The organism is Leisingera sp. ANG59, assembly GCF_013317235.1.
Taxonomy (GTDB): Bacteria; Pseudomonadota; Alphaproteobacteria; order Rhodobacterales; family Rhodobacteraceae; genus Leisingera.
This window is the reverse complement of the sequence record NZ_WLCM01000009.1, coordinates 144,844-165,811: the sequence shown is the minus strand read 5'-3', so window position 1 is coordinate 165,811 and position 20,968 is coordinate 144,844. Positions and strand designations below refer to the sequence as shown.

General features: G+C 59.5%; 19 protein-coding genes and 2 tRNA genes. 11 read left to right on the top strand and 10 right to left on the bottom strand.

Features of this window, described 5'->3' with window-relative positions; genetic code table 11:
* From GKC28_RS11040 to GKC28_RS11025, 4 genes are all read right to left on the bottom strand, one after another.
* The coding region (locus GKC28_RS11040) for a recombinase family protein (protein WP_174146936.1) at nt 1-578 on the bottom strand (578 nt) is incomplete at its 3' end.
* Nucleotides 568-753: a hypothetical protein gene (locus GKC28_RS11035; RefSeq protein WP_174146935.1), complete on the bottom strand. Its 186-nt coding sequence runs from the start codon at nt 751-753 to the stop codon at nt 568-570. The genes GKC28_RS11035 and GKC28_RS11040, both read right to left, overlap by 11 nt.
* Before the next feature lie 859 nt (nt 754-1,612).
* A tRNA-Thr gene (locus GKC28_RS11030) sits at nt 1,613-1,688 on the bottom strand.
* A 360-nt stretch (nt 1,689-2,048) separates the two neighbouring features.
* A tRNA-Leu gene (locus GKC28_RS11025) sits at nt 2,049-2,135 on the bottom strand.
* Between the two features lie 217 nt (nt 2,136-2,352).
* On the opposite strand from GKC28_RS11025, the gene hemN reads away from it, so the two are divergent.
* On the top strand, nt 2,353-3,708 hold the full coding sequence (gene hemN, locus GKC28_RS11020; protein ID WP_174146934.1) for an oxygen-independent coproporphyrinogen III oxidase: 1,356 nt from the start codon (nt 2,353-2,355) through the stop codon (nt 3,706-3,708).
* Between the two features lie 224 nt (nt 3,709-3,932).
* Here hemN and GKC28_RS11015 read toward each other — a convergent pair whose 3' ends face one another.
* Together GKC28_RS11015 and nirK are read right to left on the bottom strand one after the other, a co-directional pair.
* Nucleotides 3,933-4,727: an SUMF1/EgtB/PvdO family nonheme iron enzyme gene (locus GKC28_RS11015; RefSeq protein WP_174146933.1), complete on the bottom strand. Its 795-nt coding sequence runs from the start codon at nt 4,725-4,727 to the stop codon at nt 3,933-3,935.
* Nucleotides 4,728-4,803: 76 nt separating this feature from the next.
* On the bottom strand, nt 4,804-5,928 hold the full coding sequence (gene nirK, locus GKC28_RS11010) for a copper-containing nitrite reductase (protein ID WP_174146932.1): 1,125 nt from the start codon (nt 5,926-5,928) through the stop codon (nt 4,804-4,806).
* Between the two features lie 261 nt (nt 5,929-6,189).
* On the opposite strand from nirK, the gene GKC28_RS11005 reads away from it, so the two are divergent.
* The 5 genes from GKC28_RS11005 to GKC28_RS10985 all read left to right on the top strand — a co-directional run bounded on the left by GKC28_RS11005 (nt 6,190) and on the right by GKC28_RS10985 (nt 12,068).
* Entirely contained in the window at nt 6,190-7,026 is an 837-nt protein-coding gene (locus GKC28_RS11005) for a flagellar motor protein MotB (RefSeq protein ID WP_174146931.1), read from the top strand.
* 124 nt (nt 7,027-7,150) lie between these two features.
* A complete protein-coding gene (locus GKC28_RS11000) occupies nt 7,151-8,458 on the top strand; it encodes a flagellar hook protein FlgE (RefSeq protein WP_174146930.1) in 1,308 nt (435 codons plus the stop codon).
* Between the two features lie 47 nt (nt 8,459-8,505).
* Nucleotides 8,506-9,954, top strand: a complete 1,449-nt coding sequence (flgK, locus tag GKC28_RS10995; protein WP_174146929.1) for a flagellar hook-associated protein FlgK — start codon at nt 8,506-8,508, stop codon at nt 9,952-9,954.
* A 3-nt stretch (nt 9,955-9,957) separates the two neighbouring features.
* Complete coding sequence (locus GKC28_RS10990; RefSeq protein ID WP_174146928.1) at nt 9,958-10,965, top strand: flagellin; 1,008 nt, start codon at nt 9,958-9,960, stop codon at nt 10,963-10,965.
* A complete protein-coding gene (locus tag GKC28_RS10985) occupies nt 10,962-12,068 on the top strand; it encodes a flagellar basal body P-ring protein FlgI (RefSeq protein ID WP_174146927.1) in 1,107 nt (368 codons plus the stop codon). The genes GKC28_RS10990 and GKC28_RS10985 overlap by 4 nt, the downstream gene beginning before the upstream one ends.
* A gap of 397 nt (nt 12,069-12,465) precedes the next feature.
* On the opposite strand, the gene fliP is transcribed toward GKC28_RS10985, so the two are convergent.
* Genes fliP through fliF form a run of 4 tightly spaced genes read right to left on the bottom strand, consistent with a single transcriptional unit; the run spans nt 12,466 to nt 15,770 of the window.
* A complete protein-coding gene (gene fliP, locus GKC28_RS10980; RefSeq protein WP_174146926.1) occupies nt 12,466-13,209 on the bottom strand; it encodes a flagellar type III secretion system pore protein FliP in 744 nt (247 codons plus the stop codon).
* Nucleotides 13,206-13,502 (bottom strand): FliM/FliN family flagellar motor C-terminal domain-containing protein, encoded by a 297-nt coding sequence (locus GKC28_RS10975; RefSeq protein ID WP_019295234.1) that lies wholly within the window; start codon nt 13,500-13,502, stop codon nt 13,206-13,208. Before GKC28_RS10975 ends, fliP begins: the two co-directional genes overlap by 4 nt.
* Complete coding sequence (locus GKC28_RS10970) at nt 13,495-14,094, bottom strand: ABC transporter ATP-binding protein (protein WP_174146925.1); 600 nt, start codon at nt 14,092-14,094, stop codon at nt 13,495-13,497. Before GKC28_RS10970 ends, GKC28_RS10975 begins: the two co-directional genes overlap by 8 nt.
* Entirely contained in the window at nt 14,094-15,770 is a 1,677-nt protein-coding gene (fliF, locus tag GKC28_RS10965) for a flagellar basal-body MS-ring/collar protein FliF (RefSeq protein WP_065268685.1), read from the bottom strand. The genes GKC28_RS10970 and fliF overlap by 1 nt, the downstream gene beginning before the upstream one ends.
* Before the next feature lie 119 nt (nt 15,771-15,889).
* On the opposite strand from fliF, the gene GKC28_RS10960 reads away from it, so the two are divergent.
* The 5 genes from GKC28_RS10960 (at nt 15,890) to GKC28_RS10940 (ending at nt 20,912) form a co-directional block, all read left to right on the top strand.
* On the top strand, nt 15,890-16,414 hold the full coding sequence (locus tag GKC28_RS10960; RefSeq protein WP_039184429.1) for a flagellar basal body-associated protein FliL: 525 nt from the start codon (nt 15,890-15,892) through the stop codon (nt 16,412-16,414).
* Nucleotides 16,415-16,423: 9 nt separating this feature from the next.
* Nucleotides 16,424-16,873 carry a hypothetical protein gene (locus GKC28_RS10955; RefSeq protein WP_174146924.1) on the top strand — a complete coding sequence of 150 codons (450 nt, stop codon included), beginning with the start codon at nt 16,424-16,426 and terminating at the stop codon, nt 16,871-16,873.
* Nucleotides 16,873-17,478 (top strand): MotE family protein, encoded by a 606-nt coding sequence (locus GKC28_RS10950; protein ID WP_039184426.1) that lies wholly within the window; start codon nt 16,873-16,875, stop codon nt 17,476-17,478. Before GKC28_RS10955 ends, GKC28_RS10950 begins: the two co-directional genes overlap by 1 nt.
* 78 nt (nt 17,479-17,556) lie before the next feature.
* Entirely contained in the window at nt 17,557-18,426 is an 870-nt protein-coding gene (gene motA / locus GKC28_RS10945; protein ID WP_039184425.1) for a flagellar motor stator protein MotA, read from the top strand.
* Nucleotides 18,423-20,912: a hypothetical protein gene (locus GKC28_RS10940; protein ID WP_174146923.1), complete on the top strand. Its 2,490-nt coding sequence runs from the start codon at nt 18,423-18,425 to the stop codon at nt 20,910-20,912. The genes motA and GKC28_RS10940 overlap by 4 nt, the downstream gene beginning before the upstream one ends.
* Nucleotides 20,913-20,968 lie beyond the last annotated feature (56 nt).

The window sequence follows — 20,968 nt, the reverse complement described above, 5'->3', positions numbered from 1 at the left end:
GATATGGCTTCCTGCACGCGGCGGTCCGGGTCTTTCTCAAGCCGGTCCCCGGCCTTTACGAAGCCGACAGGGGCGGCGACGACAAGTTCGCCGCGCCGCGCCTTCTCCTGGCGGGCGGCAAGGGACCGTTGCCTGAGCAGGTCGAGCTCGTATTCGTTCAGGCTGCCCTTCAGGCCCAAAAGCAGCCGGTCATTGCCATCGCGTGGCGCATAAACCGTTTCCTGATCGATCAGCACAGTGTCGACGACACGGCACATCTCGATGAGATGCTGCCAGTCCCGGCTGTTGCGCGCAAAGCGGGATACTTCACGCGCCGCGACGGCGCCGACTTTGCCGAGACAAACATCGGCGATCATCCGGTCAAAGCCTTCCCGCGCGACACCGCCGGCGGCAGAACGGCCGAGGTCGTCATCCACGGTCTCAATCCGGCTCCAGCCCAAATCCGAAAGCCGCCCCCGCATGGCATATTGCAGGGCGCTGCTTTCCCGGTTGTGCAGGACCTGGTGAGCCGATGACTGCCGGACATAAAGGATCGCCTTGCGTTCCAAATGCTGCGGACCAATCTTCTCATGCTTCATGATCGCTCCCCCTGTCCGCCGCGCCGGCGTGCTCTGCAATCAGGCGTGCCATCAACCGTGTCAGCGTTTGCTGCGTGTCGCCGGGAAGGCTTTGCCAAGGCGGTGTCTGTGTCACGGGCACGGACTGGATGTCCGGGAACAGCTCGAGTTGCGTCGTCGTCATTTTGCGCGGCATGGGCCAACCTCCGAATCTCGTGTTCAGAGTCCGATGCTGCGTCATCGCGTGATCGGGAGCCGGATTTATTGAGCGGAATACAAGCGGCATCGGAAACCAGCCCCGCGAGAGCCCTGAGAGCCTCTAGGCCTACATGCGCAGAACCAGAACGGCGGCAGGAAGCACATGCTGCCCGGTCAAACATCCATATGGGAACTTCCAGCAGCCGGTCCGACCGGCGGCCGGTGAGATTGCACCGAAACACAGCATCGCCGGGCTTGTCGATCACAGAATGGACATAGACCNGCTGCGTCATCGCGTGATCGGGAGCCGGATTTATTGAGCGGAATACAAGCGGCATCGGAAACCAGCCCCGCGAGAGCCCTGAGAGCCTCTAGGCCTACATGCGCAGAACCAGAACGGCGGCAGGAAGCACATGCTGCCCGGTCAAACATCCATATGGGAACTTCCAGCAGCCGGTCCGACCGGCGGCCGGTGAGATTGCACCGAAACACAGCATCGCCGGGCTTGTCGATCACAGAATGGACATAGACCRATCTGCCGAACCAAGGATGCCATGGATAAAGAACCTCGCGCCGGTCGGTAACGTGGGTGTTCTGGCGTTCAGTTGTACAGCCATCACCGCCCCCACACGAGCCTCGACGGGCTCACACCGTGGGAGTATCACCAACGGTCAGTAGAGGACCAAAACCTGAGCAGAACGTACTAAACAACGCGGACTCTACCGGGAGCACGTCAGTGGTCCTCCGGCTCGTTTTTTCGGCTCCGTTGGAGTGTGGTCGAAAAACCGGTGTTCGAACTCCCGAAACGACTTTCCCTTTCAAAGTCTTACGCTTCATTGAAACTTCGAATTTGAAAATGGTGCCGGTGATAGGACTCGAACCTACGACCCCATCATTACGAATGACGTGCTCTACCAGCTGAGCTACACCGGCATTCTTCTCTTTCCGTGGCCCTACTGTGGCCCTACTAGTAACATCGTGCCGCCAGTAAGCGACTGATCTTGCGTGCCATGCCCAAGTGGACCCGCTACTTACGAATGGCGTGCTCTACCAACTGAGCTTAAGCGGCGCTGGAACCTGCCTGTGGCGGCGTGCAAGTGCCGACCGTTTAAACATTGTATAAATCCTGCGCAAGTGGGCATCATGCGGAATATATGGCAAGTTCAGAGTAAGAATGGCCGCAGCCATTGGCCTGAATGCAGCATTGGTATCTGCTGTGCAGGTTTATAGTTTAACCATTCAAGGCGTTTTGGAAAGCGCCGCTACGGCTTGCAATAACTAAGCTAAGGAGAATGGTGCCCAGGAGAGGACTCGAACCTCCACGTCCATACGGACACTAGCACCTGAAGCTAGCGCGTCTACCAATTCCGCCACCTGGGCAGGTGTCGTGAGACCGGCGTATAAGCAGAGTCGCAGGCAGCGTCAAACGGAAAATGTGCGACTTTGCTAGATTTCCGGAAAATTTGCCTGCCGATCGTTTTCCCATGTGAAACCAGTGCGTTGGCGGCAGCATCCAGGAATTTGCCTATGCGGAATTCCGGGTTTCGGTTTGATCCTGCGCAAAGTGGCGGATTCGTAAAAGGGGCATAGGAAAGTCATGAAACAGATTGACCGCCTCCAAGCCCTTGGGCTGTTCGACAGCCGGGTGCCCCGCTACACCTCTTATCCGACCGCGCCGGTGTTTTCCGCAGCCGTTGGCGCCGCGGAGCAGGCCCGCGAACTTCAGGCGCTGGATCCGGAGGTGCCGGTTTCGGTGTACCTGCATATCCCGTTCTGCGAGCGGCTCTGCTGGTTCTGCGCCTGCCGCACGCAAGGCACGCGGACGCTGAGCCCGGTGGAAAGCTACATCGGCACGCTGGAGCAGGAGCTGGCCCTGGTGGCGCCGCTCTTGCCCAAGGGCATGCGGATGGGGCGGATGCATTGGGGCGGCGGCACCCCGACCATTCTGCCGCCGCATCTGATTCACCGGCTGGCGCAGGCGGTGAAGGCGGTGTTCCCGCATACGGGGGACTGGGAGTTCTCGGTGGAGATCGATCCGACCATGGTGGACCGGGACAAGATCGCAGCGCTGGCCGCGGAAGGCATGAACCGCGCCAGCATCGGCATCCAGGACTTCGATCCGCTGGTGCAGCAGGCAATCGGCCGGGCGCAGCCGTTCGAGGTGACCAAGGCCTGTGTCGAGGACCTGCGCGCGGCGGGGATCAATTCGTTGAATGCCGATCTGGTCTACGGGCTGCCGCATCAGACGCAGGCGCGGATGGCTGATACGGTGGAGAAGGTGCTGAGCCTTAACCCCGACCGGCTGGCGCTGTTCGGTTACGCGCACGTGCCTTGGGTGGCCAAACGGCAGAAGCTGATCAAGGAGGAGACGCTGCCCGACGATCCGGCGCGCTATCATCTGGCCGGGCTGGCGGCGGAGAAGTTTGCTGAGGCCGGGTTTACGGCAATCGGCATCGACCATTTCGCCAAACCCGGCGACGGTTTGGAGGTTGCAGCCCGAACCGGCCATCTGCGGCGCAACTTCCAGGGCTACACGGACGATACCTGCCCGACACTAATCGGGTTCGGGGCCTCGTCAATCTCCCGTTTTGCCGGCGGCTACATCCAGAACGCGGCAGCCACGCCTGCCTATGTGCAGCGGGTCGAGGCCGGGCAGCTGACCGGCGCGCGCGGTCATGTGATGAGCCAGGAAGACCTGCTGCGCGGCCGCGCTATCGAGATGCTGATGTGCGAGTTCCGGCTGGACCGGGCAGAGCTGCGGCAGCGTTTCGGCGATCTGGCGGCAAGCCTGGATGCAGATCTGGCACAGATCGCGGCCCGCTTCGGCGATCTGGTGCACTTGGATGATAAAGTACTGGTGATCCCCCCGGAAGGCCGCCCGCTGACCCGGATCATCGCCAGTTGCTTTGACGCCCATGTGCCTGAAGGCGTGCGTTACAGCCGGGCGTCCTAACTTGGCGGCGGGGCGCTCCCGCCTGTTCCGGGGCCTCCTGCCGGAGGCCTTCACAGTTGGGCGTGGCGCTGTGCTGACGCACAGCGCTGCCGCATCAATTCAGGTATGCCTTAAGCGGTTTTTGGGGCGGAACAGGCAGCGCAGCTGCCGGGCCCAAGGCTGCCAAGGGGCGCCGGCGCAGCCGGGGCACCTGCGGGCGCGGGAGTACCCGGGCTGCGTTTATGTCAGCCATCCTTCACCAGCCGGAACCCCAGGTAATCCGGCGGCAGTCCAACGGCGCAGCCGCCAACGCTGGCGTCGCGGATGAAGTCGATCACAACCGCCCGGTGGCGGCCGCCGGTAATGCGGGCGCTGCAGTAAGGATCGCCAAGCTCCAGGCTGCCGTCCTTAAGCACCTCGCCGTTCTGCATGCAGCCGCCGGTCCATTCCCAGATGTTCCCGCCGAGCCCGGCGAGGCCGTTGCTATTGGCCCCGGGCTCGCTTTTCGGGTCCTGAGCGGGGCCCGGCAGGCCGCGCAGCGTGACGCCGCGGGCATACTGGCGCAGCCAGCGCTGGGCCGGGTCTCCGCCATCGGTTTCGACCGCCTCGTCGCCAAAGATTTCGGCCGCAGCGAGCTGCCATTCGGCTTCGTCCGGCAGCCGCCAGCTCTCTCCGGTTTCCTTGGAATACCATTGAGCATAGGCGGTGGCGTCGTGCCAGCTGACATGTGTTTGCGGCTGGCTGCCTTCTGCCGGGGTGCTGTCCGCTTCCTTGCAGGCGTCTGCTGCCACGCAGGCGGCATATTCCGCGCCTGAGACCTGGTGTTTCATGATTTCAAATGCCGCAACAGGCCGCTGCTGTTCCGGGGGCACAACGCTTTTACCGTTGCGGTGGAAATTGCCGATCGGGCGGTAGGCAATGGTGCCTGCAGCGATGGATACGGTTTCGGCCTGCGGCGCCGGTTCCTTGACAGCGGAATACCAGAGCCCCGGCAGGCCAATGGCGGCGGCAAGCCCGGCGGCAATCAGCTCAACTTTCATGTCTGCGTTCCCTCAAGGCGAAAACGGGCGGCCGCGTGATGCAGCCGCCCGGTCCAGTTTCCCATCCGGCCGAAGGTCAGGAGCCGGAGTATTCGGTCGGGGCGACCACCTGTTCCATCAGGTCGTTGTTCCATTCGCCTTCGACCACCACGTGAGCTGTTGCGCCGAGGTTCACCGCCTCGATCAGGTTGTGGTTCACATAGGCATAGACCCCCGGCTGCAGGAACTCATAGAGCGCTGCCCCGGCGGAGCCGCCGCGGATGAACCAGGTTTCCAGATCGCGGTCCGGCACGTTGTTGAACTTGCCGGCTTCCCAGACCAGGTCGCCGTGACCGCCGATCAGGTGCGGACGGCTGTCGCGGTTGGCCTGGCTGTGGACAAACAGCACTTTCTCGCCCTGTTTCGCCTTCATGGCGTTCTCGCCGGTCAGCGCGCCAACTGCGCCGTTGAAGACCACGTGGCTGGGGATCAGCCCGTTCATGACTTCCAGCGTGTCGGGATAGCTTTCACCCACGTCCTCATAGCGGATGTAGTCGCCGTTTTCGTCCTTGGGAATGTAGAACTCGTTTTCGCCGATGTAGTAGACGCGGTCGTATTTCACCGGATTGCCGTTGTGGTCCGACAGCCCTTCGCGCGGCAGCACCATGATGGTGCCGGCCATGCCCGAGGCGACGTGCCAGGGGATCATCGGGCCGCCCGGCGCGCAGTGGTAGACAAAGGTGCCGGGGCGGGTGGCCTTGAAGCGCAGCACGGTCTTCTCGCCCGGGTTCACCAGGGTCAGCGCGCCGCCGCCCAGGGCGCCGGTGGCTGCGTGGAAGTCGATATTATGCTGCAGCATGTTTTCCGGCGGGTTGATCAGCGTGAGTTCGACATAATCGCCCTCATGCACCACCATCATCGGGCCCGGAATGGATCCATCAAAGGTCATGCCCTGCAGGTAGGCGCCCTGGTCGACCTCGATCTCTTTCTCGATGATCTTCATCTCGAATTCGACAATGCGCGGTTCGCCCGGTGCGACCTGCTCGTGCTCATGTACGAAAGGCGGTGCAACCAGTTCGCGCTTGATGCGCTGCAAGCTGGACAGGTCCACCGGTGCGGCGGCCTCGTGAACTGTGGTGCTTTCGGCCTTGGCGGCTTTGGCAAGTACAGGCAGCGCTGCTACGCCGGCTGCCCCCATCAGTGCGGCTCTTCGGGTCAGCATGATGATCTCCTTTCAGTGTCCCATGTGCCGTGTTGGCCAGAAACTAGCCCGGGCACCGCTGCTCCATGTTGCTCTTGATCAACCTTCGATAAGTTTTCTCGAAGTCGAGATAAGGGGTCTTTAAGATGCAGGTTTTAGATTGGTGCCGCCAAGAGCCGAGCTTCCGGCAGCGGAAGCGAACTGCCGGCAAATTTAACTGTTAAGGTCAGTTTAACGGGCCGCCTGCTATCCCGGGGATGGGTGAAAATAGTGGTGGTGGATATGAGCGCACAGAGCAATGTGGCGCCCATTATCATCAAGAAGAAAAAAGTCAGTGGTGGCGAAGGCCATCACGGCGGCGCGTGGAAGGTGGCTTACGCCGACTTCGTGACCGCGATGATGGCCTTCTTTATGCTGATGTGGCTGCTGAACGCGACGACGGAAAAACAACGTAAAGGGCTGGCGGATTATTTCTCGCCGTCGATTCCCCTGAGCCGGATTTCCGGTGGCGGAAACGGCGCGTTTCAGGGGGACAGTATGTTCACCGAGGATATCCAGCCGAAATCCGGCACTGGAGCGACCGATATCAATCCGGCAAACGCCCAGAAAGCACAGGGTGATACTGGTGTTGAGTCTGACGACAAGCGGGAACAGGACGACGATAAGTTCCGCGCTATTGAGGAACAGTTGTCCGGGCGCGGCGGAGAAAGCATGGTCTCTACAGCGATGGCCCGCCACATCGTGACAAGGGTGACTGACGAGGGGTTGATCATTGAGCTTTTCGCCAGCGACAATGCACCTCTGTTCGAAGAGGGCCGGGCGGATCCGACGGTCCTGTTCCGCGATCTGGTCAGAATGATTGCCCGTGTGTCTGAAGGTGTGACCAACCATATTGCTGTAGGCGGCCATATCCGCTCGCATCCCGTGGTGCTTGCGAAGAACCCGGTTTGGGAATTGTCCAATGACCGAGCCGATGCAACCCGCAAGCTTCTCGAATCAGGCGGGCTGGCAGCGTCCCGGATTGACCGTGTGACCGGCCATGCCGACCGCAAACTGGCCGTCAGCAACCCCATGGCTGCGCGTAACGACAGGATCGAAATCATCCTTTTGCGGGAATAAAACCCCGAAAACTTGAAAACCGGCGGCTGACCGATGAGTCATATTTTATCTGTTAGCCGCCCGTTAATTGCTCCTGCGCTAGCTGTTGCATCCAGAATGATTAGATGCAGCAGAAAGGCGTGCTATGACCATTTCTTCGTCGCTGAACGCGGGCGTTTCAGGATTGAGCGCCAACGCCAGCCGGTTGGCTTCCATCTCAGACAACATCGCCAACTCCGCGACTCGCGGCTACAAGCGGGTCCAGACCGACTTCCACTCCATGGTTTTGTCCGGCTCCGGCGGCACCTATTCGGCAGGTGGCGTGCGCACCACCAATGTCCGCTTGATTGATGAGCGCGGGCCATTGGTCTCAACCAATAATGCCACCGACCTGGCTGTGCGGGGCCGCGGCATGCTGCCAGTTGCGTCCATCACAGAGGTGGAGGCCGGAGGCAGTCCGACGATGCTGCTGTCCTCAACCGGATCCTTCCGCACCGATTCGAATGGGTATCTCTCGACGGAATCCGGCCTTGTGCTGATGGGCTTCCCGGCGCTGGCGGATGGTACAATTCCGGACGTAGCGCGTGACACCAGCGATTCACTGGAGCCTGTCCGCATCGACCTGAATCGCCTGTCGGCGGAGCCGACGACTGAGATCAGCCTGACCGCAAACCTGCCGGCTTCAGAAACCGACCCGGGCGCCAGCGGCGATCCGGTGGAGCATGTTGTGCAGTATTTTGACAATATGGGCCGGTCAGAGGAGCTTGCGATCACCTACACGCCGACTGTTGCAGTGGCACCGGCAACGACCGGCACCAATGAATGGACAATGCAGATCGTTGATTCGGCAACCGGCGCCACGGTGATCGGCGAATACACCCTGACCTTTGACGACAGTGCATCCACTGCCGGCACGCTGCAAAGCGTGGCCACCGTGACCGGAGGGGCCTATGATGCAACGGCGGGTTCGATCACTATCACCACTGCCAGCGGTCCGGTCGAGATCAATATCGGCGTCATCGGCGAGCAAAACGGTATGAGCCAGCTGGGCGATGAGTTTGTTCCCGGCACGACCGTGAAGGACGGCACGGCGGTTGGCTCCTTTGTTTCCGTTGAAATTAACGAATCCGGGGAAGTTATCGCCAAGTACGACTCTGGTGACACCAAAGTCATTTACAAAGTTCCGCTGGCGGATGTGTCCAACCTTAACGGCATGCAATCTCTGGATTCCCAGACCTACAAACCGACGGACGACTCCGGGGCATTCTACCTGTGGGATGCAGGGGACGGCCCAAGCGGTGAGATCCTGGGCTATGCCCAGGAGGAATCAGCCGTCGACGTGGCGACTGAACTTACCGACATGATCAAGACCCAGCGTGCTTATTCGTCCAACGCAAAAGTCATTCAGACAGTAGACGAAATGCTGCAGGAAACCACCAACATCAAGCGCTAATACGCTTGATGGCCCCCTGACACTGGCTTCATGAAAGCAGGCTGAACATGTCTATCTATTCCGCCCTGAACAGCGCGATGAGCGGCCTGTCTGCGGCCAGCCGGTCCTCGCAGATCGTTTCCGAAAACCTCGCCAACGCTCTGACGCCGGGGTATACGCGCCGGGTTCTGGACCTGAACAGCCCGGGTGCCGGTGTTCCTGGCGTCCGGGTGGGGCATGTGCAGCGCCTGAACGATCCGGTTGTGATCTCCAATCGCAGGGTTGCCGAAGCTGACTTCGGTGCGGCCAAGGTTCAGGCTGATTTCTTTAGCCGGATGTCAGACTTGGTTGGCTCTGTGGATGACGAGATGTCGCTGGCGTCGCAGTTGTCGGAGTTCGAATCCTCCTTGATCGAAGTTGTCTCCCGCCCGGATTCACAGCCCCGGCTCAGTGATCTTTCGGTAAAGGCGGAAACCCTGGCGGATTCGATTTCCCGTACGGCTGAAGGACTGCGCGGTCTGAGGATCAACGCTGACAGCGCTATCAACAGCCAGGTCGACACCGTGAACCAGGCTTTGAAGGAAATCGAAAAGCTGAATGCCCGCATCATGGTGGTGGAAGCTGGCGGCATGGATGCCGTTTCCATGCATGACCAGCGCGATCAGCTGATCGACCAGGTGAATGAAATCATTCCGGTCAATGTGGTCCGGCGCGACAACGGGCAGGTGACGCTGTATTCCACCGGCGGGGTGATGCTGCTCGACGGGAAGGCGTCCGAGCTGAGTTTCAACTCCTCGCGGGATATCATGCCGCACATGACGCTTGATAATGGCATGCTCTCAGGGCTTGAGGTCAACGGCAGGGTGATCGACACCGGCCCGAACGGGCCATTGCGAGGCGGCACGCTGACTGCGCAGTTCGAGATCCGTGACGTGACCGCTGTGGAAGCCCAGGAAGACCTGGACGCGATGGCCAGGGATCTGATCGAGCGGTTTCAGGACCCGGCGCTGGATGGCACCATCGGGGTGACCGACGCCGGTATCTTTACCGACGGCGGCGGCTTCTTTGATGCCGCGAACACTGTTGGCATATCCAACCGGATCGAATTGAACGGCCTGGTGTCCCTGACCGGCAGCGCGGAGACGTGGCGGTTCCGTGACGGGCTGTACGCCGCGGCACCTGGCGACCCAGGCGATTCGAGCCTGCTGCAGGGCTACTCGGATGCTTTGAACACCACACGCACGGTGTCTTCGGTTGGACTTGGGACGTCGGATCTGACCGCGAGCACCCTTAGCGCAAATCTGTTGTCGCGCTTTGCGCAGGACAACGAAACCGCTGCGCGCGGTTCCACCTTTGCTGCCACCAGCTTCAATGAGCTGAGTCAGGCTGAGCTGGCACTCGGGGTCGATACCGACGCCGAGCTGCAGAACCTGATGCTGGTAGAGAAATACTACGCTGCCAACGCTCGGGTCATCTCCGTTGTCGACGAGCTTATGGAAACACTATTGAGGATCTGACGCATGATTATTAACTCTTATGGCGATATGGCGCAGCACCTCTTCCTCCGCAGCCGCAATGCGGATCTGAAGGAAAACGTCACCACGCTTTCCGAGGAATTTGCCACTGGCAAAACCGCCAATCTGACCGAACGGCTGGGAGGAGATTTTACCTATCTGGCGGATCTGGAAAGCAATCTGAACCGGCTTGACAGCTATATGGTCACCAATAGCGAAGTGCAGTTGTTTGCCACCACCATTCAGGGCAGCCTTGATAAGGTGCAAAGCCAGGTGCAGGCGATGCGCAATGATATTCTGACGCTGTCGCCGGCGATGGATGAATACAACGCAGAGCAGTTCGGCAGCCAGGCCAAGCAGCGGATTTCCAGTGCCATCAACCTAATGAACACCTCAGTCGGGGGCCGCACTATATTTGCCGGAACCGCAACGGATACCAAACCGCTTAATAACGCCGGCACGCTGATGAGCGCCGTTTTGACGGAAGTGTCAGGGCTGACGACAAGCAATGACATCATTCAGGCGGTCAAGGACTGGTTTGAAGACCCGGCCGGCTTTGATGCGGTCATGTACCAGGGCTCTGCCACAGCTCTGCAGCCGGTAACGGTGGGTGAAGGCGAGCAGGTCTCCCTGGGTATCCAGGCCAATGATCCCAGCCTCAAGCACGCGCTGCAAAGCTACGTCATCACGGCGCTGGCAGACGAGCCCAGCCTTGGCCTCAGCGAAGACGTGAAGATCGACCTGGTCATAGAGGCCAGCAGCGAGCTGACCGAAAGCGAAGACCGGTTGATCAAGGTTCAGGCCGATGTCGGCTTTATCGAAGGGCGTCTGGATGCGATCAACACCCGTAACGAAGCATCGAAAACCAGCCTGAGCATCGTCAAGAACAACCTGGTGTCCGCCGACCCCTATGAAACCTACACCCGGCTGCAGGAAGCGCAGACACAGCTTGAGGGCCTATATACCGTTACCGCGCGCAGCTCGCAGCTTTCCCTTCTGAAGTACATCTCATGATCAGAATTCTCCGTCTCCTTTTCGCGTGCCTGTTTCTGTTGCCTGCAGTGGCGCAGGCCAATGCTATCCGCCTCAAAGACCTGGTCGAGTTTGATGGTGTCCGCGGCAATGACCTGGTCGGCTACGGTCTGGTTGTCGGCCTCGATGGCACCGGTGACGGGCTGCGCAATTCGCCCTTCACAGAAGAGATCATGTCCAACATCCTGGAACGTCTCGGCGTCAACGTGACTGGCGAGCAGTTCCGGCCCAAGAATGTTGCCGCGGTCTTTGTGACCGCGACGCTGCCGCCGTTTGCGCGGGTTGGCAGCACCATTGACGTTACAGTTTCCGCCATCGGCGATTCCAAGAGCCTGCTGGGCGGCACCCTGATCATGACCCCGCTGAATGCGGCGGATGGGCAAATCTATGCCGTTGCCCAGGGCACGATCCTGGCAGGCGGTGCGGTAGCCGAAGGAGAAGCAGCAGTTGTTACCCAAGGGGTGCCGACAGCCGGGGTGATCCCTTCGGGTGCCCGGGTTGAGCGGGAAATTGACTTTGACCTTGCCTCGCTCAATTCCATGCGGCTGGCGCTGCGGGAACCGGACTTCACCACAGCCGGGCGGATCGAACGTGCAATCAACGCCGAGTTCGGCGGTAACGTTGCTCTGATGCGGGATTCCGGCACGGTTGAAGTGGACATTCGCCGAACCAACACCCGTTCGACCGCTCATGCGGTCGGGCGGATCGAAAACATTCTGGTTGAGCCCCAGCGCAAGGCGCGTGTTGTGGTCGATCAGCGCTCCGGCACGATTGTGATGGGCAGTGATGTGCGAATTTCCCGCGTAGCCGTGGCTCAAGGCAACCTGACATTGCGGATCGAGGAGACACCGCTGGTCGTGCAGCCCAACCCATTCTCTGATGGTGAGACAGTTGTTGTACCGCGCACTGGCGCCGCTATCGAAGAAGAGGAAGGTATACAGCTTGCGGAAGTTCCTGAGACAACTTCGCTGTCCGAAGTTGTCGCCGGACTGAATGCCCTTGGGGTATCGCCGCGGGACATGATCGACATTCTCAAAAGTCTTAAGGCGGCCGGAGCCCTGCACGCAGAGTTTGTGGTTCGCTGACCCGGGTCTTCTTAGGAAGCTTGCTCCGGCCTTTCTAGTAAAGGCCGGGATTTTTGCTATCTGGTGATGCAGTCAGCAGCAGCGGATGGAGAGCAAACTTAGGCGAAAGCTGGTTCGCAGGCTTCTGTTCATCAGCGGTCGGATCTGCCGTTGATGGCGTGTGTGTTCACCGGGAGCCAGTTTAATCTGTGAGTACACGTGCAGATCAGAACCACGATGAAGTTCCGAACCGGCTCTTTTCATCTCAAGAAGCGTTCGCGGCAGTGTTTTCGAATGGATGTTCAAACACAGTCGGGCAGCATCAGGTTCCTTTTCTGGTGCTGTTTGCAGATGGCTTTGCATCAGAAAAAAGCCGGACACAAAATGTGCCCGGCGCCTTCAACTTGGACCGGAAGGTTCAGGGATAGTAGCTGCGGACCAGTGCGGTGGCGATCAGGCTCCAGCCATCGGCAACAACAAAGAACGCCAGCTTGAAGGGCAGGGATACGATGGCTGGAGGGACCATCATCATCCCCATCGACATCAGGATCGCGGCAACGACGAGATCAATCACAAGGAACGGCAGGAACACCAGGAAACCGATTTGAAAGGCCCGGGCAATTTCCGACAGCAGAAAGCTGGGTACCAATGCCGACAGAGGCGCCTCAGGCACCGGGTCCAGGCCCTGTGTCTCGGGTCTGAGATCTGCAATCGCATAAAATGTGTCAGGGTCCAGTCGGTTGGCCATGAACGCCCGGAACGGCTCCAAACTGCGGGTGATGGCCTCGCCCGGCTCCAGTCGCTCTTCCAGAAGCGGATTAATCCCAGTGGTCCAGGCTTCGGTGAAGACCGGTTCCATCACGAAATAGGTCAGAAACAGCGCAAGGCTGATCATCAGCATGTTGGGGGGCGCCTGCTGCAGCCCGATGCCCTGGCGGAGGATGGAAAGAACCGTCACCAGGAACGGGAAGCAGGTAATCATGATCAGCAGGCCAGGGGCCAGGCTGAGCACAGTAATCAACAGGATGAGTTGGATAGAACGGGCGGATATCGACCGCCCGTCTGCCAGAGAGAGGCTCAATTCTTGAGCCAGGGCGGTGTGCGGCAAGGCCAGCAGAAGCACTGAGACCAGAGCCACCCGCACAAATGTCGTGTGTATCATCCCAAACCGCTTTGCAGATCGGCAATTTCCGTCAGACGCACGGCCAGTTGGCCTGCCTGGTCGCCTTCCAGTTCTTCCAATTGGCCACGGGCAACCAGCCGGTCACCGACATAGAGGTCAACCGGATCTTCGACCCGCTTGTCCAAAGTCAGGATGGCGTTTTCACCGAGGCTGACAAGGTCGCGGATCAGCGGCCTGGCTTTGCCGACCGAAACCACCACCTCGACAGGAACCGAAACGAAAGGGTTGCTCGCATCGGCAGATTTCATGTTCAGATCGGCCGCGTCATCCATATTGGCTGTCCTCAATTGCGTGATAGGTAAAGGCTTCGATTGAATCCTGAATGGACTCGAGAAGGGCGTCGCAGTTGATTTCGCACTCCGCGCTGCCCACGCTCAGGTAGGCTTGGCCCGGCGAAAGAGTACTGTCTTCCCGAACCGTCACTGGCACGGAAAACTTCTCCGGCAGCAGACTGCGAACTGCAGCGCCTTCGCCGGGAGAAACCACGATTTGCATCGGCTGGTCGGTCTGCCCCTTGGCCATGCCTGCCAGCTGGTCGACGATATGATGCCCGAAGGACGCCGCCATTGCATCCGGTAGCACCGCACTGGTCAGCACCTTGAACATCGGATCCAGCGAGTCTAGCAGCTGGCTTTGTGCTTCCTGGTAGGTAAAGTTCAGGTCCTCCAGCGAGCTGGCAAGTTCGGCTGAGATCCGTGTGTTTTCCTGATCCTTAGCAGTGACTGCGTCATCCCAGCCAGCGCTATAGCCGTTTTCAAATGATGCCAGGCGCTGTTCTTCTATTAGTTCCTCGGAAATTGCAGGCAGAGCGGGCTCCACCGGTGTCTGCATACCGAAGTCCTCTAACAAATGTGCAATCGTCATCAGGCCTGCTCCTTACTCTCTTCCAGCCAGCCGCGCAGGATTTGGACCGTTTCTTCCTGCCGTTCGCCGATGAGGCTTCGCAGGCGATCGACGGGATCGCCCGTGCTGCCGCCCATGGCGGGCAGGCCGATGGCGCCCATCATGTCCCCTGTGCCCATCTCAGGCAGACCGCCCAGTGGCTCGAACTGTCCGGTTTCGTTGTTTTCAATTTCGCCATCAAGTGCCAGCCCGGCCCCCAGGTCAGGTGCGGTCATGAAACCATCGCCGCCCATTCCGGGAAGCCCGGGCAGCGCATCAGCCCCGCCGCCAGGTGCTGGAAGCGCAGTTGCCGAAGCTCCCTGGTTCGACAGGATCGGCCGCACAACGAACAGGCCCAGTATCAGGCTGACGATGGCGAGAGCGGCGATTTGGATCAGCGACATGGCGTCAAAATTGAGCTTGTCCATGAAAGAAGAAGTCGCCACGACGCCCTGCGGTTCAACGGCCGGCAATTCCATGGATTTGAGCGTGATCACGTCTCCACGGTCTGCGTCAAAGCCGACCGCCGCTGAAATCAGCTCGCGCATTGCTGCCAGTTCTTCTTCAGGGCGGGGCTGGAAAACGGATTCTCCAGCTTCGTTGGTAGCGGCAGTTCCATTGATCAGGACCGCAACGGTCAGGCGCTTGATAGCACCCGGGCCACGAAGGATTTCCTTTTCAGTTTCCGAGATCTCATAGTTGATTCTCTCCCGGGTAGCGCTGGTGTTTGCCTTGGAACCTTGGCCAGAGGCTGCGTCGCCGTCAGGAATATTGGATGCAACTGTGACCTCGCCGGACTGGTTCGTGGAAGAATCAGCGCGTTCTTCGACATCGGTGCTGACAGCAACACGGCTTTTCGGGTCCACCAGCTTCTCGCGGATCGATTCGGTGTCAGTGATGGTTTCCACACTGACTTCGACGACGGCATTGCCCTGGCCCACGCGAGCCTCGACAAGCCGCAGCACGCGTTCCCGAATCGTTTGCGAGCGGTCATCGGTGCCCGCAGCTGCTGCTGCTGTGGTGTCAGAGGAGCCGATTAGGGCACCGTTGGCATCAATAACCGCCACGTTGTCCACGGCCAGTCCGGTAACAGCGGACGACACGAGAAAACGTATTGCATTGGCCTGGGCGGGCGTGATCGGAGAACCCATCGGCACAATGGAGACCGAAGCTGTGGGTTCGACAGTCCGCTGAAAGGGATTCGACCCTGTATTTGCAATATGCACCCGTGCCTGGCTCACATGCGGGCTGGCGACGATAGTGCGGGCCAATTCGCCTTCCTTGGCGCGCCAGTATGCGGCATCGAACATTTGTGAGGTGGTGCCGAAACCACTTAGCGAATCAAGGAGTTCGTATCCCTTGCCGCCGTTGGCAGGAAGGCCTTCGCTGGCCAGTGTCATACGAAGTTCATCGCGTTGTGTAGACGGCACATAAATCGAGCCGCCGCGCACTTCAAATTGGGTGCCGCGCTGTTCCAGCGCCCGTACCACATCCCCGGCCGAGCCGCTTTCCAGCCCGGCATAGAGCAGTGTCATTGTTGGCTTGCTTGCCACGTGGGACATCGCGATGACGCTGAGAATCATGATCACCGTGGCACCCACGGCAATCAGACGCTTTCTCATGTCCATTTCTGCCCAGACATTCTTGATCTGCTGCACATTAACCTCCGTCGCACCGGCGTTCTCTCCGGCATGCAACCGTTTTGACGGATCGGCCTTAACATTCGGTTAGTTCCTCGCAGGTTATGAAGTAGCTGCACGACGTTTTAGGGATAGCCATGACAGACGCTGCAGTAGATATCGAAGCAGAAACCCCGGCCAAGAAAGGCAAACTGCCCCTGATCATTGGGGCAGTACTGGCGCTGGCAGGGGCAGGCGGCGGATTCTTTGCCGTTCAGTCGGGCCTTCTTCCCTTTGGTCAAAAAGCGGCGCCAGAACCGGCGCCCGCGGCCGAAGTGGCGCCAGAAGGCGTGGACACAGGCGAGACGGCGAATGATATCGCCAACCTTGCTTTCATCGAAATGGACCCGATTCTGATTACCCTGCGCAAAGCCAGCGGTTTGAAGCATCTCAGGTTCCGCGCGCAACTAGAGGTCAGCCTGGCACACCAGGCTGAAGTCGAAAGAGTCCTCCCGCGGGTTGTCGATGTCCTGAACAGCTATCTGAGAGCATTGGAGCTGGAGGATCTGTCGGATCCGATGGCGCTGCCGAAACTGAGGGCGCAGATGCTGCGGCGGATCAATATTGCCACCGGCCAGGGCCGGGTGCGTGATCTGCTGATTATGGATTTCGTACTGAACTAGGAGGACAGGATGGACATTATTGCTGATATCCTGCTTGCGGCCGGAGCGCTGGGCGCCGGATTCTATTGTCTGGTGCTGTCGCGCCGGCTAAAGCGGTTCAATGACCTGGAAAAAGGTGTTGGCGGAGCGGTCGCCGTTCTGTCTGCACAGGTGGATGACCTGAACAAATCGTTGCAGTCGGCCCAACAGGTTTCTGACGGGTCCAGCAAGGCGCTGCAGCAGCTGACCGGCCGGGCCGAATCTGTGGCTCAGCGGCTGGAACTGATGATGGCGTCGATGCACGACATACCCGAGGCCGGTGCTTCAGTCCCTGCGCCAGCGGCACCCGCTGCCGAAGACGCGGCAATGGCAGCAGCCTATGAGGCTGACCCGCAGCCTGCTGCCGAGGCACAGGAAGAACCAAAGTCTGCCGGTTTGATGTTTGTGCGCCACAACCGCAGCCAGAATCGGGTGGCGTGATGGCGAAGAAAACCAAACGCTTCCGGCGCAGCGGCACTCTGATGATGCTGGCTCTGCTGCTGATGGGTTCTGCCGTGGTGCGGCTGGGGCTTGAGGCAGGGCCTGCAATTGCGCGTGAAGTGGCGAGCCTCAAGGAGGCGGGCCAGGAAGATGCCGCGCATAACGGACAGCCGCAGCGCGACGCGATGCCGACATCGGCCGAGCTGCAGACAATGCTGGCTGCATTTCAGCAGAGGGAAGAGGTCTTGGCTGCCCGTGAGGCGGAGATCGAGGACCGGATGAAAGCGCTGGAAATTGCCGATCAGGCGATTGATATGAAACTGGCGGCGTTGGAGCAGGCGGAAGAGAATCTGCGCGCGACTCTCGCGCTGGCTGACGGGGCAACGGAAGCGGATGTATCCCGGCTGACGACGGTTTATGAACAGATGAAACCCAAGGAAGCCTCAGCATTGTTCGAGGAAATGGACCCGGCATTTGCCGCGGGTTTCCTGGCCCGGATGCAGCCAGAGGCGGCGGCGGGAATCATGGCAGGCCTCAGCCCCGAAGCAGCCTATACGATCAGCGTGGTCCTGGCCGGACGCAACGGATCCGTGCCCAAGGAATAACTTGGGCGCGGCGGCTTAGTCTTTCCTTAGGAAGACTCGCATAAACTAATAAAAACCAACGGAATTCGGAGTGCACCTATGATCGGGATTGTAGGCATTGTGGTGATCTTTGCCATGGTGTTCGGCGGATACCTTCTGGCCGGCGGCAAGATGGCGATCATCCTGAAGTCGCTGCCGTTTGAAATGATGATGATTGGCGGGGCTGCGGTCGGCGCCTTCCTCATTGCCAATGACATGGGCGGCGTGAAGCACACGCTCAAGGACATTGGTAAGGTGTTCAAGGGCCCCAAATGGAAGCCGGATGATTACCGCGATCTTCTTTGCCTGCTGTTTGCGCTGATCCGCATCGCAAGGGCCAATCCGGTTGAAGTGGAGCAGCATATCGAGGATCCGGAAAACTCTTCTGTGTTCAACAAGTATCCCAAGATCCTGGGTGACAAGGAAGCGGTGAACCTGATTTGCGACACCATGCGCTCGGCCTCGATGAACTATGATGATCCGCACCAGGTCGAGGAGGTGCTGGAAAAGCGTATGGAGGCCAACCTGCATCACGCGCTGCACTCCAGCCACGCGCTGCAGACCATGGCTGATGGCCTGCCCGCACTTGGGATTGTTGCGGCTGTTCTGGGTGTGATCAAGACCATGGGTTCGATCGACCAGCCGCCAGAAGTTCTGGGCAAGTTAATTGGCGGCGCGCTGGTTGGTACTTTCCTTGGTGTTTTCCTGTCCTATGGCCTGGTTGCGCCTTTTGCGGGCAAGGTGAAGGCCGTGGTCGAAGAGGATTCCCACTTTTACCAGCTGATCCGCGAAGTGCTGGTTGCCAACCTTCACAATCACGCCGCGGCCATCTGCATCGAGGTCGGCCGCCAGAACACTCCGTCGCATTTCCGTCCAGGCTTTTCGGAACTTGAAGAAGCCCTCAAATCGGTGAAACAGGACGCAGCATGATCTGGCGAGCATTTGCCACCGCAGCTTTTCTGCTGACATCGGGTGCTGTCCACGCGCAGACGATCGTGACCCGCTCAGGCGAGCACAAGGGGTTCACGCGTCTGGTGATGCGGCTGCCAGACGGGGCAGACTGGTCGCTGACCCAAAGCGGTATGACTGCAACGGTGAACATCGCTGCGCCGGAAGCGGTTTTCGATACGTCGCGCGTCTTCAACCTGATTCCCCGGACACGGCTGCAATCATTGGCACAAAACGCTCCGGGCCAGCCACTGCGGTTGCAGTTGGGGTGCGATTGCATGGTCACTTCCTACGTCCAGAAAGACGGATACCTCGTGATCGATATCCGTGACGGCGGCAAGCCAGCTGCGAAACCGCAATTCAGTTCGGCAGCAACCGCTCTGCCGCTTACCACCCCTGCGCCGGAAACGGGTTACCGGTTCGGATTCTCCCAGTCTGCTGCTTCGGATGCACGTCTGGCGCTTGAGCTTGCAGCGGCGGTTGCCGGAGAACAAGAACGTACCCAGACAGCGCAGTCGCGTGAGAAAACAGAGAGGGCAACTGCAGACCCGGCAGTCGCTTCTGCACTGGCAGAGAGCCCTGTGCCGAATTTGAAAGACGTGGAGCTGCCGCTGCCCGGCCGACAGGCCAGAGCAGAAGAAGTTGATTCAGAACCTGACGCGGCGGTCGCGGCAGAGGCCATACCAGCCAGAATATCCGAGACGGGTTTGCTGCTTGATATGGACGAATCCGAGCGTGCGGCTGCAGTTGGCGAATCCGAGCGCCGCTTACTGCAGCAGATTGGCCGCGCTGCCAACCAAGGTCTTCTGACGGTCACTCTTGATGGTATTCCGGCTGCGGAAACATCCGCCGGGTTGGATCCTCTCGGTGGGGTCGGCAGGCCGCTTGATCCGCTGGCCCACATCTCCGTTACCTCGGCAATTGATCGCGAAACCGGGCTGATAGCTGCCATGATGGACGATAGCAGCGAAGATTCACATTGCCTGAAGGACCGGGATGTGGCCATCCAAGACTGGGGAAACGAAAACCCATTTTCAGACCAAGTAGCCCTGCTGCGCAGCGGTCTGGTTAGGGAATTTGATGATGTGAACCCTGCAATCGTCCATGCGCTGGCGCGGCTATACTTGTACTTCAGCTTTGGTGCCGAGGCCCGTTCGATCATGAAGTTCCTGCCGCCTGAGCAGCAGGAAAGTCCGGAAGTGGCATTGGTGGATACATTGGCAATGCTGATGGACAGCACACCCCTGCCAGTCAACCACGCGCTTTCCGGGCAGCAGCGCTGTGACGGCGACAGTGCCTTGTGGGGAGCATTGGCTGATGGTGCTGTGAAGCGCAGCGCAAATACAGATGCCATTCAGCAAGCGTTTTCCAAGCTTCCGGTGCACTTGAGGGTACATTTGGGTCCGAGAGTCAGCAAGATGTTTGCCGAGGCCGGCAATCATCACGTTGCCGAGGCCGTGCTGCGGTCTGTGGATCGGACTGGAGTGGAAGAGGTCCCTGAGATTAACTTGGCTGAAGCTGCAATTGCCGAGCTGGAAGGTGACACCGAAACAATGGCTGAAGAGCTTAGCAGCGAAGTGGCAGAACGGACTGGTAACGCGCCGGCAGCACTGATTGACCTGGTTGGGCTTAGTGTCAAGGAACGCAAGGCTTTGTCACCGGATGTTCCGGACCTGATTGCCTCCTATGAGCTGGAAAACCGGGAAACTGAACTTGGCGCTGATTTGCGGCAGGCCTTGGTTGCTTCATTAGCGCTGATGGGGCAGTTCCACGAAGCGTTCAAGGAATTGAAGAGTGTGTCGGATAGGGATGGGCCGATTGCGCGGGCCAAGGCGCTGGGGCCGCTGATGCTGCTTCTGACGGAGCGCGCTGATGACGTGACATTCCTTCAGTATTCCCTGGAGTTTTCCAAACAGGCAACGCCGGCAGAGGCGGCGCCGGTGGCAGCAGAGGTGGCGCGCAGGCTGCTGAATCTCGGCTTTGCAAGCCAGGCGCAGGAATTGCTGGCCAAACTTGCGTTGGAATCGGATGATGAGACCCGCCGCCTCCTGATGGCTGAAGCTGCCTTGGATCTCGATAAACCGCACCGGGCACTTGTTGAGCTGATGGGTCTTGACGGGTCCGAAGCCAACCGGATGCGGGCACAGGCCCTGTGGCGAAATGGTGAATACGGACGGGCAGGTGAATACCTTTTGGCCGAAGAGGAGCCGGATGCTGCTGCCCGTGGTTTCTGGCATTCCGAAAACTTGGGAGCGATCGAAGCAATCGGGACAGACGCGGCTGAATCTTTTGGGCCCGTTGCTTCGGTGACCTCGCACATCGGGGAGACAGCACAAGACCCTATCGGTCTGGCACCGCTGGCTCATGCTCGAGCATTGGTTGAAAGCAGCGAAGGCACGCGGGGCGGTATCGCCGACCTGTTGAGCCAAATCGGTACGGGCCTCGAGAAACCAGCCGGTGATCAGTGATGCAAGCGCAGAACTGACGCTTCAGCGGCTGTCTCCTTCATGAGGCGACCGCTGCT

Bases quoted from the DNA above. Each gene is read 5' to 3' on its own strand.
- GKC28_RS11035 (WP_174146935.1), bottom strand. From the start codon at position 753: ATGCCGCGCAAAATGACGACGACGCAACTCGAGCTGTTCCCGGACATC.
- hemN (WP_174146934.1), top strand. From the start codon at position 2,353: ATGAAACAGATTGACCGCCTCCAAGCCCTTGGGCTGTTCGACAGCCGG.
- GKC28_RS11015 (WP_174146933.1), bottom strand. From the start codon at position 4,727: ATGAAAGTTGAGCTGATTGCCGCCGGGCTTGCCGCCGCCATTGGCCTG.
- nirK (WP_174146932.1), bottom strand. From the start codon at position 5,928: ATGCTGACCCGAAGAGCCGCACTGATGGGGGCAGCCGGCGTAGCAGCG.
- GKC28_RS11005 (WP_174146931.1), top strand. From the start codon at position 6,190: ATGAGCGCACAGAGCAATGTGGCGCCCATTATCATCAAGAAGAAAAAA.
- GKC28_RS11000 (WP_174146930.1), top strand. From the start codon at position 7,151: ATGACCATTTCTTCGTCGCTGAACGCGGGCGTTTCAGGATTGAGCGCC.
- flgK (WP_174146929.1), top strand. From the start codon at position 8,506: ATGTCTATCTATTCCGCCCTGAACAGCGCGATGAGCGGCCTGTCTGCG.
- GKC28_RS10990 (WP_174146928.1), top strand. From the start codon at position 9,958: ATGATTATTAACTCTTATGGCGATATGGCGCAGCACCTCTTCCTCCGC.
- GKC28_RS10985 (WP_174146927.1), top strand. From the start codon at position 10,962: ATGATCAGAATTCTCCGTCTCCTTTTCGCGTGCCTGTTTCTGTTGCCT.
- fliP (WP_174146926.1), bottom strand. From the start codon at position 13,209: ATGATACACACGACATTTGTGCGGGTGGCTCTGGTCTCAGTGCTTCTG.
- GKC28_RS10975 (WP_019295234.1), bottom strand. From the start codon at position 13,502: ATGGATGACGCGGCCGATCTGAACATGAAATCTGCCGATGCGAGCAAC.
- GKC28_RS10970 (WP_174146925.1), bottom strand. From the start codon at position 14,094: ATGACGATTGCACATTTGTTAGAGGACTTCGGTATGCAGACACCGGTG.
- GKC28_RS10960 (WP_039184429.1), top strand. From the start codon at position 15,890: ATGACAGACGCTGCAGTAGATATCGAAGCAGAAACCCCGGCCAAGAAA.
- GKC28_RS10955 (WP_174146924.1), top strand. From the start codon at position 16,424: ATGGACATTATTGCTGATATCCTGCTTGCGGCCGGAGCGCTGGGCGCC.
- GKC28_RS10950 (WP_039184426.1), top strand. From the start codon at position 16,873: ATGGCGAAGAAAACCAAACGCTTCCGGCGCAGCGGCACTCTGATGATG.
- motA (WP_039184425.1), top strand. From the start codon at position 17,557: ATGATCGGGATTGTAGGCATTGTGGTGATCTTTGCCATGGTGTTCGGC.
- GKC28_RS10940 (WP_174146923.1), top strand. From the start codon at position 18,423: ATGATCTGGCGAGCATTTGCCACCGCAGCTTTTCTGCTGACATCGGGT.